The organism is Butyricicoccus pullicaecorum, from assembly GCF_002160355.1.
GTDB classification, from domain to species: domain Bacteria; phylum Bacillota; class Clostridia; order Oscillospirales; family Butyricicoccaceae; genus Butyricicoccus; species Butyricicoccus pullicaecorum.
In genome coordinates this window covers 48,272-65,054 of sequence record NZ_NFKK01000016.1, presented here as the reverse complement: position 1 = coordinate 65,054, position 16,783 = coordinate 48,272, and the positions used below count along the sequence as shown (strand labels likewise).

Annotated in this window: 7 protein-coding genes; 4 read left to right on the top strand and 3 right to left on the bottom strand. The window is 45.7% G+C overall.

Annotated elements, in window-relative coordinates:
- Positions 1-432: 432 nt before the first annotated feature.
- The 3 genes from B5F17_RS11560 (at position 433) to B5F17_RS11550 (ending at position 10,593) form a co-directional block, all read left to right on the top strand.
- On the top strand, positions 433-1,581 hold the full coding sequence (locus tag B5F17_RS11560) for a zinc-ribbon domain-containing protein (RefSeq protein ID WP_087374012.1): 1,149 nt from the start codon (positions 433-435) through the stop codon (positions 1,579-1,581).
- A 29-nt stretch (positions 1,582-1,610) separates the two neighbouring features.
- Positions 1,611-6,077, top strand: a complete 4,467-nt coding sequence (locus tag B5F17_RS11555) for an S-layer homology domain-containing protein (RefSeq protein WP_087374010.1) — start codon at positions 1,611-1,613, stop codon at positions 6,075-6,077.
- A 250-nt stretch (positions 6,078-6,327) separates the two neighbouring features.
- Positions 6,328-10,593 (top strand): S-layer homology domain-containing protein, encoded by a 4,266-nt coding sequence (locus B5F17_RS11550; protein WP_087374008.1) that lies wholly within the window; start codon positions 6,328-6,330, stop codon positions 10,591-10,593.
- A 994-nt stretch (positions 10,594-11,587) separates the two neighbouring features.
- Here B5F17_RS11550 and B5F17_RS11545 read toward each other — a convergent pair.
- The 3 genes from B5F17_RS11545 to iolG form a co-directional block, all read right to left on the bottom strand.
- A complete protein-coding gene (locus tag B5F17_RS11545) occupies positions 11,588-12,595 on the bottom strand; it encodes a sugar ABC transporter substrate-binding protein (RefSeq protein ID WP_087374006.1) in 1,008 nt (335 codons plus the stop codon).
- A gap of 187 nt (positions 12,596-12,782) precedes the next feature.
- A complete protein-coding gene (locus B5F17_RS11540; RefSeq protein WP_016146975.1) occupies positions 12,783-13,571 on the bottom strand; it encodes a TIM barrel protein in 789 nt (262 codons plus the stop codon).
- A 95-nt stretch (positions 13,572-13,666) separates the two neighbouring features.
- The gene (gene iolG, locus B5F17_RS11535; RefSeq protein WP_087374004.1) at positions 13,667-14,680 is read right to left on the bottom strand and encodes an inositol 2-dehydrogenase; all 1,014 of its coding nucleotides are present in this window, start codon (positions 14,678-14,680) and stop codon (positions 13,667-13,669) included.
- Positions 14,681-15,476: 796 nt separating this feature from the next.
- On the opposite strand from iolG, the gene B5F17_RS11530 reads away from it, so the two are divergent.
- Entirely contained in the window at positions 15,477-15,749 is a 273-nt protein-coding gene (locus tag B5F17_RS11530) for a hypothetical protein (RefSeq protein ID WP_087374002.1), read from the top strand.
- The last annotated feature ends 1,034 nt before the right edge of the window (positions 15,750-16,783 follow it).

The following is a 16,783-nucleotide window of genomic DNA, read 5'->3' as shown; positions in this document are numbered from 1 at the left end:
TAGAAACAACTCGCATTTATCTGCTCTCTACGGGTGAGGAACATGTAAAGCAGTTATCTCAATTAAGACTGATTTCATAAGTATATAAGACAAAATCTATATTTTGTCTCTAAAAGTACATATCATCACACAGTTTTCTTGATTATTAAGAATATATTATCACAATTTTGTTCATAATTCAAGGTTGGGATTGATTCTGAATATGCGGAAAAAGGCCAATCAAAAGTTACTTTTTGATTGACCTGTTTATCATGCCTTCTCGTGCGTATCCAAACGTGCAGAAGGCCTTTTTTATTCGATTTTTTCCATTTGTTATATAAAACCGCAAGTAACCGTAGACAAAATATAGATTTTGTCCTGTTTTGCATTTTGTCGGAATGATGCTGCAAAGTGAATTACATAAATAAAAGAGGATGAGAGGAGATTCAATCTTTGCGTGAAACTTTTTGGGATTATTGCCTGCGAACAGATAATCAAGTTTTATTGGCGCAGTGGGATGAGGCGCGAAACCTGCCGCAGACACCCAAGGCCATCAGCTATGGCAGCAAACAAGTTGTGTGGTGGAAATGTGATAAGGGTCATAGCTGGCAGGCAGCTGTGACGACTCGCACTGCAAATCACAGCGGATGCCCGTACTGTTCCCATCAGCGTGCATGGCCGGGAGAAACTGATCTCGCAACGTTGTATCCCAAGCTTATAAAAGAATGGGATTTTGCAAAAAATGGTGATTTGCAACCTGATCGGCTATTGCCCGGTAGTTCACGTAAGGTCTGGTGGAAATGTGCGCACGGTCATAGCTGGCAAGCTGTTATTAAATCTCGCGTACAGGGAGCGGGCTGCCCAGTATGTACTAATCGAACCATTTTATCGGAAGAAAATAGTTTACAGGTTACTCATCCCAAGCTAGCTGAACAATGGGATCATAAAAAGAATCGTTCGCTGACACCGCAGGAAGTTGTCGCGGGTTCCCATCGACGGGTGTGGTGGTTGTGTGAGCATGGTCACAGTTGGCAGGCATCTATCGTTTCCCGGGCACACAGCGGTGCAGGCTGTCCGGTCTGCGCGGGAAAGGTCGTCATTCCAGGAGAAAATGATCTTGCCAGCCAGTTTCCGCAGGTCGCACAGGAGTGGGATGCTGCGAAAAATGCACCGTTGACTGTGCAGCAAGTCTCGGCATACAGCAATCTGCGCGTCTGGTGGGTTTGCAATCTTGGACATGAGTGGAAAACATCGATCGCAGCGCGTACGCACAATATGACTGGCTGCCCATATTGTGCAGGGCGATTGGTACTTGCAGGTTTCAATGACCTGCAGTCCTGTTTTCCAGAGATCGCAATGCAATGGCACCCAACGCTTAACGGTTCGCTCACACCGGATACAGTCACTTATGGCAGCAAAAAGAAAGTCTGGTGGCAGTGTCCGGAAGGGCATGTCTGGCGGGCGGTGGTTTACTCGCGCACTGGGGCAAAGAAATGCGGTTGTCCGGTCTGTGCCGGACGTGTCAAGCAGCATAAGCAGATGAAATATCGGAAAATGATCGGGGAACAGCAGCTTGCCCCTGCTGGGTCACGTTTTGAATAGATGAAATTTTAAGAAGGAGGGCAATAATTATGCGATTAAAACGATTGATATCGGCGTTTATTACATGCGCGATGTTGATGACGTTTATACCAGCGCAAGCGTTTGCGGTAAATGATGCAGTGGAAGAACAAACAGAAACTGTACAGCTTAATGAAGAGCTGGTTGAATCGGATGGATTGGATTCGGCTGCCCCGGATACTCTGAAAACTCATATAGAGGATAAAGGGGAGAAATCTATTGCTTTAGGTGAGTCGATAACATTATCTGGAACATCAGGATGGGGTCATAAATGGGAAAGCAGTGACTCGCGTAGTGTCTCTGTTCGAGAAGGCTGGTGGGATCACTCACAGGCAGATATTACAGCTGAAGACTTTACTGAGGAGCCTGTAATCATTACTCATAAGTATAAGCCGTCGTTGGTGGGCGGTTGGAAAAGTGAATGTTGGGAAGTCACTGTCACATCACCCGCTGCGAAGTTCTTTGTCTTGAAGGCTGCTGGAAACGAACCGGAAAGTGGTGAAGATCAGGGTCAGGATAACTATTATCCGAATGCTGATGATACGATCGAGGTGGATGGTATCACCTATGATGAGACAACGGGTCTGCCTGGTTTCTTAACGGAAAAAGGATACGAACTGCTTCAGGATAACGATGGCGAGTACTTTGCACTCGGCGGGGAAACACCCATTGACGGTAAGCTGGTCGAGCAGCCTATCCAGAAATTCATGGATGCATTGTACGAGAAAGCTAAATTACAGGAAGACCAGGACATCGTCTGGTATGTTATGAAGGACCAGGAAGACGGATACCATGTAGATGGTTATGTCAGCAATATTCCGGTAGATGTTACGTATGTGGCAAATTACCCGGATAGTATAGAAGAAGTCGCATATACGGACGATACCGTTACAGGTTCGGACTATTCGATCCTTTCTTTGGTTGATTGTGGTTTCCAGATTCCTGAAGGATATGAATTTGCTGGCTGGAAATTGAAGAATTCGGATACTGATCCGGATAAGACTTATCGACCGGGTAGTAAATTTGCACTGAGACAAGAAGAAACCTTTGTTGCACAGTGGGAGAAAAACGAAGAACCGGTTGGATCGACGGATGGTTATTTCTATGTTCTAAAGCCTGGATCTCAAGATGATCCGACTACAACTGATCCGCAGCACTTTTATTATGTAGGTAAGGGTAGTCTCCAAGAAACTCCTGAAGAAAAGTTTGACTTTGATAATGGTGTAAAAGGTCAGATTAGCTCGTTCCCGAAAGATTGGCCTGCGGGTGCAGATGAGATTAAGGATGTTGTAGGCAAAAACTTTGAAAATGTCTTCTGGTATCGTGTAAGCCTTGAGAATGGTGCCAATAGCAATGATCCGGAGAACCCGGCGCTGCCTTCGAGTGAGGACGGAAAGAATGCTTGGCATATTGACGGTATCCTGATGCCGGAAGATCCGAATTATCAGGTGCGCTTTATCCTGAGACAGGATGAGACAGAGACCGTTCTTAATGTCTATGATATTGAATCTGGTACTCCGATTTCTGATCAGAACATTGCGGATACAGCAAATAAGGCACTGGAGATTGGCAAGCCCGGAGAGGGATATGTTGTCCAGTGGAAGACTGCAGACAATCAGATAGTTACCGATGAGCAGATCATCTCTGCTACAGAAAATGCGCAGGCGGAACAAGTTTTAGTATTCTATGCTGAGTTTACTGAATTAGTCCAGCCTGCGATGCCCACAGTACAAGATGCACTGGCAGTTTATAAGAAAACTGTAGTTGCTCCGGAGTCTGCTGAGCCTTTCCAGCCGACGGCCTTCCAGTTTAAGTTGGAAAAGCAGAATACTGATGGATACTGGGATGAAGTATCGAGCCTTACGGGTAAGCTGTCTACCGTGCCTGTTTCCCAGTCCGTACAGAATTTGACCATTGCAGGAACGACTGACGTGTTAGAAGCCGGTACGTATCGCTTGAGCGAAATTCAGACTGCGGAAGATTTGATGTCTTGGGAGGAAAACGATCGGCAGTTTGAATTTACAGTTACAGATGACGGTAAGATTGTTCGCGACGAGGAAGCAACGGTATTTGTGAACACTTATCTGGCACCTGATCTGTCGATTGAAAAGGCTCTGACCCTGGTGAACGGTAAACAGTATAATGATGGTCAGTCTGTTCAGTCTGGTGATGTACTGACCTATCAGATTACGGTTAAGAATGACGGCAATAAGGATGCCAGAGGCCCGTTTAATGTGACCGATTCCATGTGGAGCGGAAATGGTCTGCTTGATTCTGTAGAATTTACGAATGCTAATGAAGAGATAAGCAATAGCCCGGTTGAGGCTCATCCCATTTCCGGTGGTACGATTGTTGTTCAGGAAGTTCCTGCAGGCTCTCAGTATGTTTTCACTTATCATTACACCGTTCAGATGGCTGACGAAGGCAAAACTTTAAGCAATACTGTTAAGTTGACCTCTTCGGACGTTGATATCAATGACAGTGTTAATGTTGAGGTTGAAAAGACGCACTGCACGATTACTTATGAGTATCAGTCGGGTACGGCTGGTAAGCAGTTACCCACTGATTTGCTTCCCGCAGTTCCGGAGGCTCAGGTATTCCATGTAGGAGATCTGATGAATGAGGTGCCGGTACCCGGAAAGACCACAATTGAGACCGAAGATGGCACGTGGCAGTTTATGGGTTGGTATAGCGAAGGAATCCTGCTGAATCTGCCTGTCCGTATCGATAAGGACATGCATGTCATTGGTCTGTGGAATTTCTATGAGTACAACACCCATGATGTCAAGGTACAGTATGTTCTTGAAGATGGGGCTGACGAGGTAACTCTTGATAAGGCTACACTGTCTGCAAAGCATAATGCATCTTGGGAGGTATCGGTTTCCGAGACTGAAAATTTGGCGGATGTAAGCGATCTGGCCGTTGCTAGAACTGTCGAGAATAACGGTAAACATTATGCCTTCAAGGGATTCCAGGGCGGAGACTTGAACGGTAAGGTAACAGAGGATCTTACGATTATCGTAGTTTACGGACTGGATGAAATTGGCGGCGGAAGCGATCAGAAGCAGCCGGATGGTGTTCCGGATGGGTATCAGGCAACCGTAACCTATCGTGTTGTAAATGGTACTTGGTCGGATGGAACAGAGTTGGATCGCACTGAAGTCTTTGACTTGTACAGCTTTGATGACGTGGCAGCAAAGTGGGTACAGATTCCGAATGTAACGCTGGGCAATACAATTCCGACAGGAATGCTGGCTGATGCAAATTACGTTGGTCAGCGTGGCGCTTGGAGCGAAGATATTACTAGCGAGACTGCTGTAAAGGGAGACGCTACTTACATCTATCGTTTTGGTGATGCAGCTGCAGATGAAATTGTAGTTTACTATGATGACGACGGCAGTGGCTATGGTGAAGTTACTTCGGCACCGCGTCAGGTATTTACCGAAGCTGGTTGGCAGACTATTCCGGGCAGTACGACACGTGTACGCATTCATCTGACTGCAACAGCAGAAGATGACGGCGGTCGTACGTATTTTGACGAGTGGCAGGGTAGTTTGGTAGATAATCTCGATAGAGATATTACCGAAAATGAGAACCTGGATGTATGGGTTGAAGCTGAGATTGGCCAGACCTATACAATTATCGCTAATTTTGATCGTGATTCTGGCGGCGGTGCACACCATCCGGATGCCGGCGATGGCGACGATGATGACAACGATCGCGACGACGACACCGAAGAGATTATCGACGAAGAAGTACCTCTGGCTGAGACCCCGTGGCTGAACACGGAAGATCATTATGCGTACATCATCGGTTACTCTGAGGATGGCACCGTTCGTCCGAACGCAAACATCACCCGTGCAGAGGTTGCAACAATCTTCTTCCGCCTGCTGACCGACGAAGCACGCGATCAGTTCTGGATGACTTCCAACAACTTCTCCGATGTTCTGCCGAATGACTGGTACAACAATGCGGTATCTACCATGGTTAACATGGGTATCATTCAGGGTTATGAAGACGGTACCTTCCGGCCCAATGCAAACATTACTCGTGCAGAGTTTGCTGCAATCGCAGCGCGCTTCATGGCTTCGGGTTATGGTGTTGAGGATGACCTGTTCACCGACATTGCAAATCACTGGGCACGCGAGAGCATCAACGATGCAGCAATGGCTGGTTGGATCAACGGCTACGAAGACGGCACGTTCCGTCCGGATGCTGCAATCACCCGTGCAGAAGCTGTTACGCTGGTTAACAATGTGCTCCAGCGCAAGCCGGATGCAGACCACATGCTCGATAGCATGATCAAGTGGCCGGACAATTCGGAAGGCACCTGGTACTACGAGGCAATCCAGGAGGCTACCAACTCGCACGACTACGACCTGTTTGAGGACGCTGAGTACGAGACTTGGACGGCTCTTCAGGAGAACCGTGACTGGGCTGCACTGGAAAAAGATTGGGCAAATGCACATAGTGCATAAAACTAAATAAACAAGGAAATTTAAAGTAAAAACATAAATTTTCGAATCTGGGAGGTGGCAGGCTGATACAGTCTGCCACCTTGTCTTTTAAGCATATAAGTAGACTTTTAGAAAATAGATAACGTGAGATTAAGCAGGAGAGCAAAATTTTGAGGATGTAATAACGTTGAAAATTCATGTAGAGCACTGGCTCATCACTACAGCTCTGCATTTTAGATAGATAAAATTTTAAGAAGGAGGATGCGAAAGCATGAAAAAGAAACGTTTGCTTGCTAGCATCGTGACTGCTGCAATGTTGTTCACGATGGTTCCGTCCTATGCACTCGCTGACGATAGTACAGTTCAGATGATCGATCTGGTTCCGGCTACACCGACAGAATCCACACAAACAGATGTGCCGGATAGCACTGCGTGCACGATGACCGAAGGCTGCACAGCCGAAGTGCATCAGGATGGTTGTCCGGCAGCACAGCCGGAAACGCAGCCTAAAGAGACTGGGTGCACGATGCGTGAAGACTGCACAGCCGTAGAGCATGAGAAGGGCTGCCCGGCGGCAAAGCCGGTTGCAGATGAGCCGGAGACGGAAACTGAGCAGACACCTGAGCCGAAATCGGATGTCGTGGCTAAGATCGGTGAAGACAATTATACATCTCTTGACGATGCGGTTGAAAAAGCAGAGGAAGGTGCTACGATTGAATTGCTCGCTGATTGCCAACTGACAAAGGGATTTAATAAAACCCTCACATTTAAGGGCAATAAAAAAATTTCTATCCCTAATCAGCTGACAAGCAATGGTGAGGGTTGGATGTGTTTTGGACTTTATGATACTAGCCGAGTGCTTACTTTTGACGGTGTTGAAGTAGAATGGATGTCGGATGGTACCGCTCCGTGGCTGATGCTGTCTCTTTCTGGTACATTAAATGTAACGAATGGTGCAAGTCTGACGTTTATCTTTGATAGCAAAACTACCAAGACAAGAAATGCAATTTATATGAATGAAGGTGCCGTGCTGAATGTAACGAACGGCTCGACCTTCCAGATTCTTGGAGTTGGTACAAAAGGAACGGCAGGTCAGGGAATTCAGCTGGATAAAACTGCCCAGTCTGATATCAATGTAACAGGTGGTAGTACCTTTTTGATTGATGGTACAAACCGAGGTTATGTTAATAGCCCCAATATCTATGTAGAAGATTCGTCTTTTACCGTGCAGAATTGTACTTCCAATGCAGCCAATGGCGGTAATTTTAAAGCGGTTCGTTCGGAGGTGTATTACACCGATAATGCTGGACATGGCCTTTCTGCTGGAGATGTAATTCTTGAGGAGTCCACCCTGCTTTCTGAAAATAATGGCTTATATGGTGTCTATGTAAGTGGCGATTTTAAAGTAGACGGCAAATCTAAGCTGGAAGTAATTGGAAATTCCTATGATGGAGATTGTGCAGGTTTGAATCTTACTGCAAGCGTAACAAATGGCCTTGTGGAAAGCGGAGCAGAAGTTACAATTACGGATAACAAGTGCAGTGGATTTTCCAGCAGAGGTGTTTGTGAGTTTGAAGAAGGCGTTAAACTCACAATTATGAATAACGTAAATGATAAGGGAAGTACAAGTCATGGTGGCGGTATTTATAATACGAAAGATACCGCGCAGTTGATCCTTCCTTCGGACGCTGTTATTTATAATAACCACGCAGTTACTTCTGGTGATGATATCTATAATACCGGAACAATTACCTTTAGTAAGGTAGGTTCTGGTTGGACGTTAGATGATTGCGATGATGATATTACCGGTTGGTATGATGACAGCGAAGGCACTCGTTGGCAGGGACATGAGTCGCCGTATTACACAAAGGAATTTAGCAATTTTGATGAGTCGGGCGTTGCAACGATTACTGGAGCACTTGCGCTGAAAGCTGCGCATAGTCCGATGCTGACATTGACTTATGATGCAAATGGCGGCGCAGAGGACAATGAGGTCGAGACTTATACATTAAATGAAGGTGTAAGTTCGGTTGATGTCGAAGTAAAGGACAATATGTTTACTCGTGAAGGTTACACCTTTGCCGGCTGGGCTGATGCTTCGGGTAAGACATATGAAATTGGCAGCACGATTACGCTGGCTTCGGATTTGACTCTGTTTGCACAGTGGAAGCGTGATGTGGTTTGGGATGGCACGCCGGTTGGTAAGACGGCAACCCCGTTGGACGAGAATTATGAGTCTAATGTTACATTGTCTCTGCCTGCTGCAGAATATAAAAAGGCCGTGGACGTTGTCTTTGCGATCGACTGCTCCAGCGTATTGGAAAATAATTCTGAGGCGATGACACAAGCGCTGACGAACATGGTACAGGAGCTGGCTCAGAAGGATAATATCGTTTTGAATATCGGTGTGGTTGGATTTTCTCACACTGCAGGAGCTTTGGCAGAGCTTCAGGAAGTCAATGCAGAAAATGTGGATGACTTCATGGCAAAGCTGGCAGAAGAATTTGAAAACGTCTTGGCAGAAAAATCTCAGATCGTTCAAGATGGAGGTACTAATCTGCAGGTGGGCATTCGCGTAGCAAGACGGCTGCTGGATAGCGGCGAGGCCATGCCTCAGAATCGCCATCTTATTCTGATGACTGATGGTGCAGGATACTATTATTGCCGTAGTGATACGGAGGACACTTCTGTTTGTACGGTACATAATGGTGATCGTAAGCAGTGCTTGAATAATATGGACGCTACGGAAATAGGAGGCCGTACAAACGATTCCATGTATATGCGTGCCGAGGCGGACGATAAAACCTTTGGTGACTTCATTGCAGAACAGGGTAGAGCAATTGAAGAAAGTGCTGAAAACTCGTTCTCGCAGGAAGAGGCTGCAACGGCTCCTGATGAACAGTGTTATACAACGGCACAGGTGCAGAGTTTTGATGAGTATCCGTACCTAAATATGGAACGCGGTACCTACTTTGCGGCTCAGGAGTTGCTCAAAGTAAAGGATGCTGGATATCAGATCGTTACGATCGGATATCGCTATAAGCATGCGGATAGTTTACCGTCGTTAGGAGCTGTAAGTTCCGGATTCTGTGAATGGACCCAAACGATTGGTAATTACTATGTAGGTCCATCTAATAACGATTCTGCTGAGGAAAAATTGGCCGTACTTGAATCCATTCTAGGTTCGATTTCGAATGAACTGGGTCAGTTTGTAGATGCAGGTTCTCAGATTATCGATGAAATTGGTTCTGGCACGGATAGTCAGGGCAAGTCCTACGACTTCAACTTCATCAATGATGTCAATAGACTCAAACTGACGGTTGGAGATACAACGCTGAATGTTACCAAGGGGGAAGATGATGCGACCTATAACTTCGGCACTACGGAAGATCCGGATCAGTTTGTGCTGCATTATTATGCAGGCGGTACAGAATTTGACGGCGAGACCTATGGTGAGTGCTTCGTGCTGGATATCAATGTTCCGGTTACCGTGGAACAACCGGTTACGCTGGCGTATGCAGTTGATTTGACCAATCCGCAGAGTGAGCCGGGCACGTACAATCAGCTCAATACCAATAATATTGCAATTCTGTACCCGATAGACTCGGATGGCAATCCGATTACACCGGTTGAGTTCCCCAAGCCTGTAGTTTCTTATACTGTTGAAGAATCCAGCGGCGGCGGAGCGCATCACCCGGAGTATGACCCGGATGATGACAACGACCGCGATGATGATGACGAAGAAGAGATTATCGACGAAGAAGTACCTCTGGCAGAGACGCCGTGGCTCAACACGGTCGATCACTATGCGTACATCGTGGGCTATCCCGAGGATTATGTAACCGGACAGCCGACCGAGGATGAGAGCCGCTGGCCGGTCAAGCCGCAGGCGAACATCAGTCGTGCAGAGGTTGCGACGATTTTCTTCCGTCTGCTGACCGACGAAGCGCGTGACCAGTTCTGGATGACGACCAACAACTTCCCGGATGTTGCACCGGACGCATGGTACAACAATGCAATTTCGACGATGGTCAACGCAGGCATCATTCAGGGTTATGAAGATGGCACCTTCCGCCCGAACAATAATATTACCCGTGCAGAGTTCGCGGCGATTGCATCGCGATTCATGTCCTCGGGCTATGATGTTGAGGAAGACCTGTTTACCGACATTGCAAACCACTGGGCGCGTGAGAACATCAATGATGCAGCGATGACACAGTGGATTCATGGCTATCCGGATGGTACTTTCCTGCCCGATCAGGCGATCACCCGTGCAGAGGCGGTCACGTTGGTTAATAACGTACTCCAGCGCAAGCCGCATGCAGACCACATGCTGGATACCATGATCAAGTGGCCGGATAATCCGGAGGGTGCTTGGTACTACGAGGCAATCCAGGAGGCTACCAACTCGCACGATTATGACCTCTTCGAGGACGCAGAGTATGAGACTTGGACTGCCCTTCAGGAGAACCGTGACTGGGCTGCACTGGAAAAGGATTGGGTCAACACCCACCGTACCGGCGGCGAAGTAGCGTAAACAGTCAATCAAACGATTGATAACACACAAAAATGGAAAGAGGCTGACCTTATGGTCAGCTTCTTTTCATATTTATGGTGTTCATGCAATTTAGAGTTTGCAAACCAAAATTAAAAAATGCGCTATGCTATTTGTGTATAAATAACTGTGCAGAGAACGGTTAATAAATTTCTAATCAATCTACGCCTAAAAGCACATAAAATATTTCATACACTTATGTACTACTATATTATATGGTAAAATAAGAGGATGCTTTGTATTTAGGTCAGACTACTCAAATGAACAATGTTTTCAGGAGAAAAGACGGCTCGGTATGAGAAAGACTATAATGAAGAAGACACGTTTTTATTAGAAATAGCTAGATTGTCGATCTATACATTTGAAATTAAAAAACTTACAAAAAGTCAACAGAAATACTGCAAAGAATAGATGCATGATCGAAATAGGATTTTTGTAGGGCATGTATCTATAAATTGTTATATTATATTTAATTATAGGAAAATAAGCATCATATCTGTAAACACGTTGATCAGCATTTTATCGATGTTCAGTTCGGTCGGGTCAAGGTGAGTGAGAAGTGGATTATCGGATTGAAATACGATTCCCCCAGCTAATATGCTAATATATAGAATGCAGCGTCAGTAATTGGTGAATCAAGTGTTGATGAGTGCGGGGGAGTGGATTTGGGGTAGAAGATCTGCTTGGAAGATACATATACTGGAATTCGGTTAGATTCTTCTGTGGAGAACTCTTTACAGGGTAGATTACCGAGCTAGTGAGCTTGCTCTAGATGTAATTTCTATTGTCATTACATACTAAAAAGTGAAACAATTAGGAGTCTTATGAATTTAAAAGGTGCGTATGTAATTAGATATCTGAAGTATAATGCTATGGAACCGAGCACCTACCAAATAACAAAAACCCTCTGATGTGAGATGAACGTCACACCAGAGGGTTTTCTTATGCCGTATTAAATTGGTTGAGAAGATTGCATTTAGCTTAAATATCCATTGAGGGTATTCAGGCGCTCCTGTGCATTGTCCTTGGTAACGACAGCAGAACCGGAGTCAATAAATTCAGGCAGCGTCTCACCATCAATGAGTCTAACCGCTGCGTCAACCGCCTGATAAGCCATGTTATACGGGTCCTGCGCAGCTGCCATGTCCAGCTCACCGTTCAAAATGGATTCACATGCCGATTTTACGCCGTCAAAACCCAGGAAGATGGTATTTTCATAAGCCGGATTGGAAGCTGCGGTGCGAGCCGCTGCGATTGCCATATCATCGTTATTGGCACAAATGATAGCAATACCTTCGGGATGGGTCTGCATGATTGCTTCCATGCAGTTAACTGCTAGATCTGCAGTCGCGTTTGCATACTGGGTCTCTTCTTCAAGGAAATCTCCACCGTTTTCTTCGATACCTGCCATGAAACCTGCCTTGCGCGCTTCATTGGTCGGCTCGCCCTGTACACCGCAAATCTCGATTGCCTTAATTTCCGTCCAACCGGCAGCCTTTGCCGCCTCAACGGCTGCTTCCATGCCCTGTTTTGCAGCAGCTTCATTGCCCGTACCAACGAAAGTCTTAACTTCCGGCGCATCCGGGATATTGCTGTCGAGGGCAACAACCGGACGGGTTTCGCCTGCAATCATGGTCTTGACCGTATCCGGCTGCAGCGGTGCAATGACATACGCGTCAAAATCAGCCGTGCTGATATCGGTCTCAACCATAGCCATCTGTTCCTCGAATGCAGTTTCCGAAGTCGGGCCCTTGATGGATACTTCAACATCATCGTGCTCTTCATCATACGCCTTTGCACCTGCCTGAATGTACTGCCAGTATTCAGCAGATGAGGTTTTCAAGATAACGCTGATTTTCTTCACGTCGTCTCCTAAATTACCGGATTCTGCGGTCGACGTGCTGTCTGCATTGCCTCCGCATGCGGTCAATGTGAGCGCCATTGCGCCGGCCAGGGTTGCTGCCATCCATCTTTTTGCATACATAATCATACGCTCCTTTATCTTTCTACTACCATTTCACGCCGATACGTGAAAAATATCTTTTCGTCATGCTCATATCCTGATCGATATGAAACGAACATCTATACACCTTAGTTATGATTATTGAGTGCTGCCGAAGCCATTCGGGGTAGGAAAAAACGGTCTTTGCGGGGCGCAAAAATTTTGCAGATTACTCAGTTGCCATAATTGCCTGAACAGCGGTAGCCGTGTCCACCTTGGGAATCAGCTCATAGCCGATGCGGCCAGTGTATCCGCACTCTGCCAGGCAGGAGAATACCGCATGATAGTTGATTTCACCGGTGCCGGGTTCGTGGCGACCGGGTGCATCCGCAACGTGGATGTGTCCGATCTGGTCGGCATACGCACGGATGGTATCACACAGAGAGCCCTCGTTGAGCTGCATATGGTAAACGTCGTAGAGTACCTTGAGCATGGGCGAACCGATCAAACGAGTCATCTCGGCTGCCATCTGGGTGTGTGCGAGGAAGTTGCCAACATGGTCGGTCGTAATGTTGAGTGGCTCAAGATTCATGGCAATGCCGCTCTCCTCAGCGATTTTTGCACACTCGAGCAGCATGTCATACATCGAGCACAGCTTGACGGTATCGCTCAGATCATCATAGTGATTGACGACGATGCCGCCCTCGCCGAGTGCGTTGGAGTGGATGGTCACCGACTTTGCACCAATTTTCTGTGCAGCTGCAACCGACTTGCGCAGAAAATCCAGATACTTTTCCTTGTGGGTGGGGTCGATCAGAGAGTAGTCTGCATCACCGTTAAAACCCGAAATACCGATGCCGGCAGCTTCAGCTGCTGCCTTGACTGCATCCAGATCCTTATCGGTCCAGCTCCAGAACTCTACATATTCAAATCCGTCGTTTTTCGCAGCCTGAAAGCGATCCAGAAAAGGAATTTCGCTGTACATCGGCTCAATGCAGGCAGAACGCTCAAACTTCATAAGACACAAACCTTTCTTTTGATATGGAAATTGGGAAAATTGCGCGGCTACAGAGTGCCTATAACCGCGCGAGAATGAAGAGAAAAGAGATTGAATTAGCCGTTTTCAATTTCTGCAATGCGAACCGGACGGCCTTCCTTGAGCGACTTGGTTGCCGCAGCAGCCATCAATACCGGATACAGACCGTCTTCACCAGTCACCGGCGGCTGCTTGTCATTCACAACTGCATCGGCAAATGCCTGCATCTCGGCAACGAATGCACCGGTGTAACGATCGAACATAACCTTGTAGGCCACGCCATGCACTGCACCATCAGCAGTAGAGAGCACAGCCGTATTCGGGATATCATTCTGATCTTCTGCGCAGCCCTCAGAGCCAAAGACCTCGACGCGCTGGTCATAACCATAAACTGCCTTACGGCTGTTGTCGATAACACCGATTGCGCCGTTTGCAAACTTCAGCGTAACCAGCGCGGTATCTACGTCGCCAGCCTCACCGATGCCGGGATCGACCAGTACCGAACCGATTGCATTGACTTCGGTAACCTCGCTGCCAGCCAGGAAACGAGCCATATCAAAGTCGTGAATCATCATGTCATAGAAGATACCACCGGATACCTTAACGTAATCGACAGACGGCGGCTCGGGATCACGCGAGGAAATCTTGACAATGTTGACCTTGCCGACCTTGCCATCGCGTACCATGTCGTAAACTGCACGGTGGTTGTGGTCAAAGCGACGGCAGAAACCGATCTGCAGCTTAACGCCTGCTTCCTTGGCAGCATTGATTGCCGCATGCACCTTCGCGAGATCATAATCGATCGGCTTCTCGCAGAAAATGTGCTTGCCTGCGTGTGCCGCTTCGATGATGTACTTAGAATGGGTGTCGGTCGAAGAGCAAATCAGAACTGCCTCGATTTCCGGATCGTTCAGGATATCGTTTGCATCCTTGGTGCAATTCTGGATGCCATATCGCTTGGCAAACGCCTCGGTCTGCTCATTCATGAACGGGTCTGCGATGGTCTTGATTTCCATCTCCGGTACAAACATGGAGATATTCTTTGCATGAACCTTGCCGATACGGCCTGCTCCGATAATACCAACCTTCATTTTTATCTTCCTTTCTGAGTGATGTCACTCGTCCGAATTTGAGTTCTGTTTATGTGCTTTTACACATGTGTGTTTTTGTTGTCTCAATTGTATTATGGAAGACAATAAATGTCAAATAAAAAATTGCGTATAAATGATTCCAATTTTCCGTTCTCTTTCAGCACCGACCAGATTTCAGATGGAAAAATTCAGTTTTTCGTTCCAATTGATATAGAATCCTGTGAAATTGTGCATTTCACGATTTTATACGGTTTTTATTGTAGCCTCTGCACAAACCCCAAAAGCAAAAAGCACACAATATGTAATCTTTCAAGCAATATATTCGCTAATAATTCAAAATACCGCAAGAAAAAGTTTGATTTAATCCAGAGGGTGCAAAAGCACATATATTGTGCATGAAGTGTATGCATAGGATGCGATAGCATATTGGAAAAGCGGCGCAGCTCATCTGGGAAAGCGTCCAACCGTTTAAGAAGTACTTATATATGTAGGAGCAACTCGTAGAACCACAGACCAGGTGTCAAATCAGCAGTTATATGAAAGCTTATATTAGGTATCATTTAAGTGCTGAGATTATCGCATCGGCTATGGTTAATCGCTGTGTAACAAGTTGGCCTGACACGATTGAGGATAAAGGCCATGTAGATACCATTTATCTAGTTGTGCATGACATGTCAGAGAATATAAAATATAGATGGAGTATAATCAGGGAAATAAATGGTAAACTTGGAATTAGGCGGAATATACGGTAAGTGTAATAGTTAGCAGTCATTATTGGATGGATATCCCTTAGGTGATGGAACAGAAAGCAGAGGAGCTGGAAATTTACCTGGGATTATTCTATCCAAGAGGTAAACTAAAAAATGAAGCGTACCGGGTGCTGACTGAAGATGTGTTATTTAGTGGGGAGAACTATGAAATTGGGCATGAGGCTGTTTGTGTAGTTGTGCAAACTTTGCGTACCGAAGAGAATATTTATTTTATCAGTAAACTGTTTAAAAGTTATAAAAAAGAGAAGATCATGATATATCGTATCCTGTTGGTAGGAGGCATTGCGTTCACTTGTTAGCTGTGACACAGAGGAATATTGATGAATGGTGATAATTTAGGTTCGTTGCTTTGACGAGGAGATTGAGTAGCATGATATGTTGTTTTCCTTGTGCAAACAGTGAATGCAGTTTGAGGAAGTTGTGTATATCATATTTTTCAATAATTTTGGATGTGATTAGGGTTATTGCTGCGCAAGAAATTAACAATTTGTACCTGTGGATACAAAATGTCGTAGAGTCCAGTGCTAAACAAAATTTTAATATTTATTCCTAAAGATCAGGGGCTTTATGTCCTTAGAAATGCAAAGTATTATCGCTTACGTAATTTTAAGCTTTAGGGTATCATGCACTATGGATATTGATAAGGAGTTCATCAACAAAAATGAGAGAGAACGGAAACTGATTTTGGTCGGAAGGAATATGAATATTGCGTTTGCTGTCTCTTTGGTCTGGTGTGTTAGATGTGATGGTAGTTTTTGTACTGGTTGCACTGTTCTAATTCTTGTTAGTCGGCGATGAAATTTATTGTTTCTATGAGTTTTTTGTTCTGTGGTCGTTTGAACCGCTGCTTATATTCTTCGCGAACTGTCTGCAATGAAGACAAGAAGGGAATGTAGACATGGGAGCAACAAAATTTATTTGTCGGCAAACTATTCTAAAACGATAGAACAGAATGCCGTGAGAGATTACGTCTTAACTATGATGACACAGGATGCAATGGTTTTTATGATTGGGATGAATTGTCCTTTACGTTATGATATAGTAAATTAGTTGCAGCAAGGCATGACTTAGCAGAGAATGTAGGATTTTGCGCTGCAGGCGCAGAGTAAGTATATCTGTATTGAAGTAGATGAAAATGATGGATAATTTATTTGAGAGCCTATTTTATTATAGATACGGTCAAAGTAATGTGGTGAGCTTGTGAAGAAGCCTTAACGAATAAATCAAGATGGCCGTATATGGTGGGAAGTGTTTCTGGAGTTTTATGATCTGATGGATCTTGTCCAGAACCACTTGACAGAGTGAACTGTAGTATCAATTATTTTGGATATTG

Coding starts and splice junctions, on each gene's coding strand:
- B5F17_RS11555 (WP_087374010.1), top strand. CDS start 1,611: ATGCGATTAAAACGATTGATATCGGCGTTTATTACATGCGCGATGTTG.
- B5F17_RS11550 (WP_087374008.1), top strand. CDS start 6,328: ATGAAAAAGAAACGTTTGCTTGCTAGCATCGTGACTGCTGCAATGTTG.
- B5F17_RS11545 (WP_087374006.1), bottom strand. CDS start 12,595: ATGTATGCAAAAAGATGGATGGCAGCAACCCTGGCCGGCGCAATGGCG.
- B5F17_RS11540 (WP_016146975.1), bottom strand. CDS start 13,571: ATGAAGTTTGAGCGTTCTGCCTGCATTGAGCCGATGTACAGCGAAATT.
- iolG (WP_087374004.1), bottom strand. CDS start 14,680: ATGAAGGTTGGTATTATCGGAGCAGGCCGTATCGGCAAGGTTCATGCA.
- B5F17_RS11530 (WP_087374002.1), top strand. CDS start 15,477: ATGGAACAGAAAGCAGAGGAGCTGGAAATTTACCTGGGATTATTCTAT.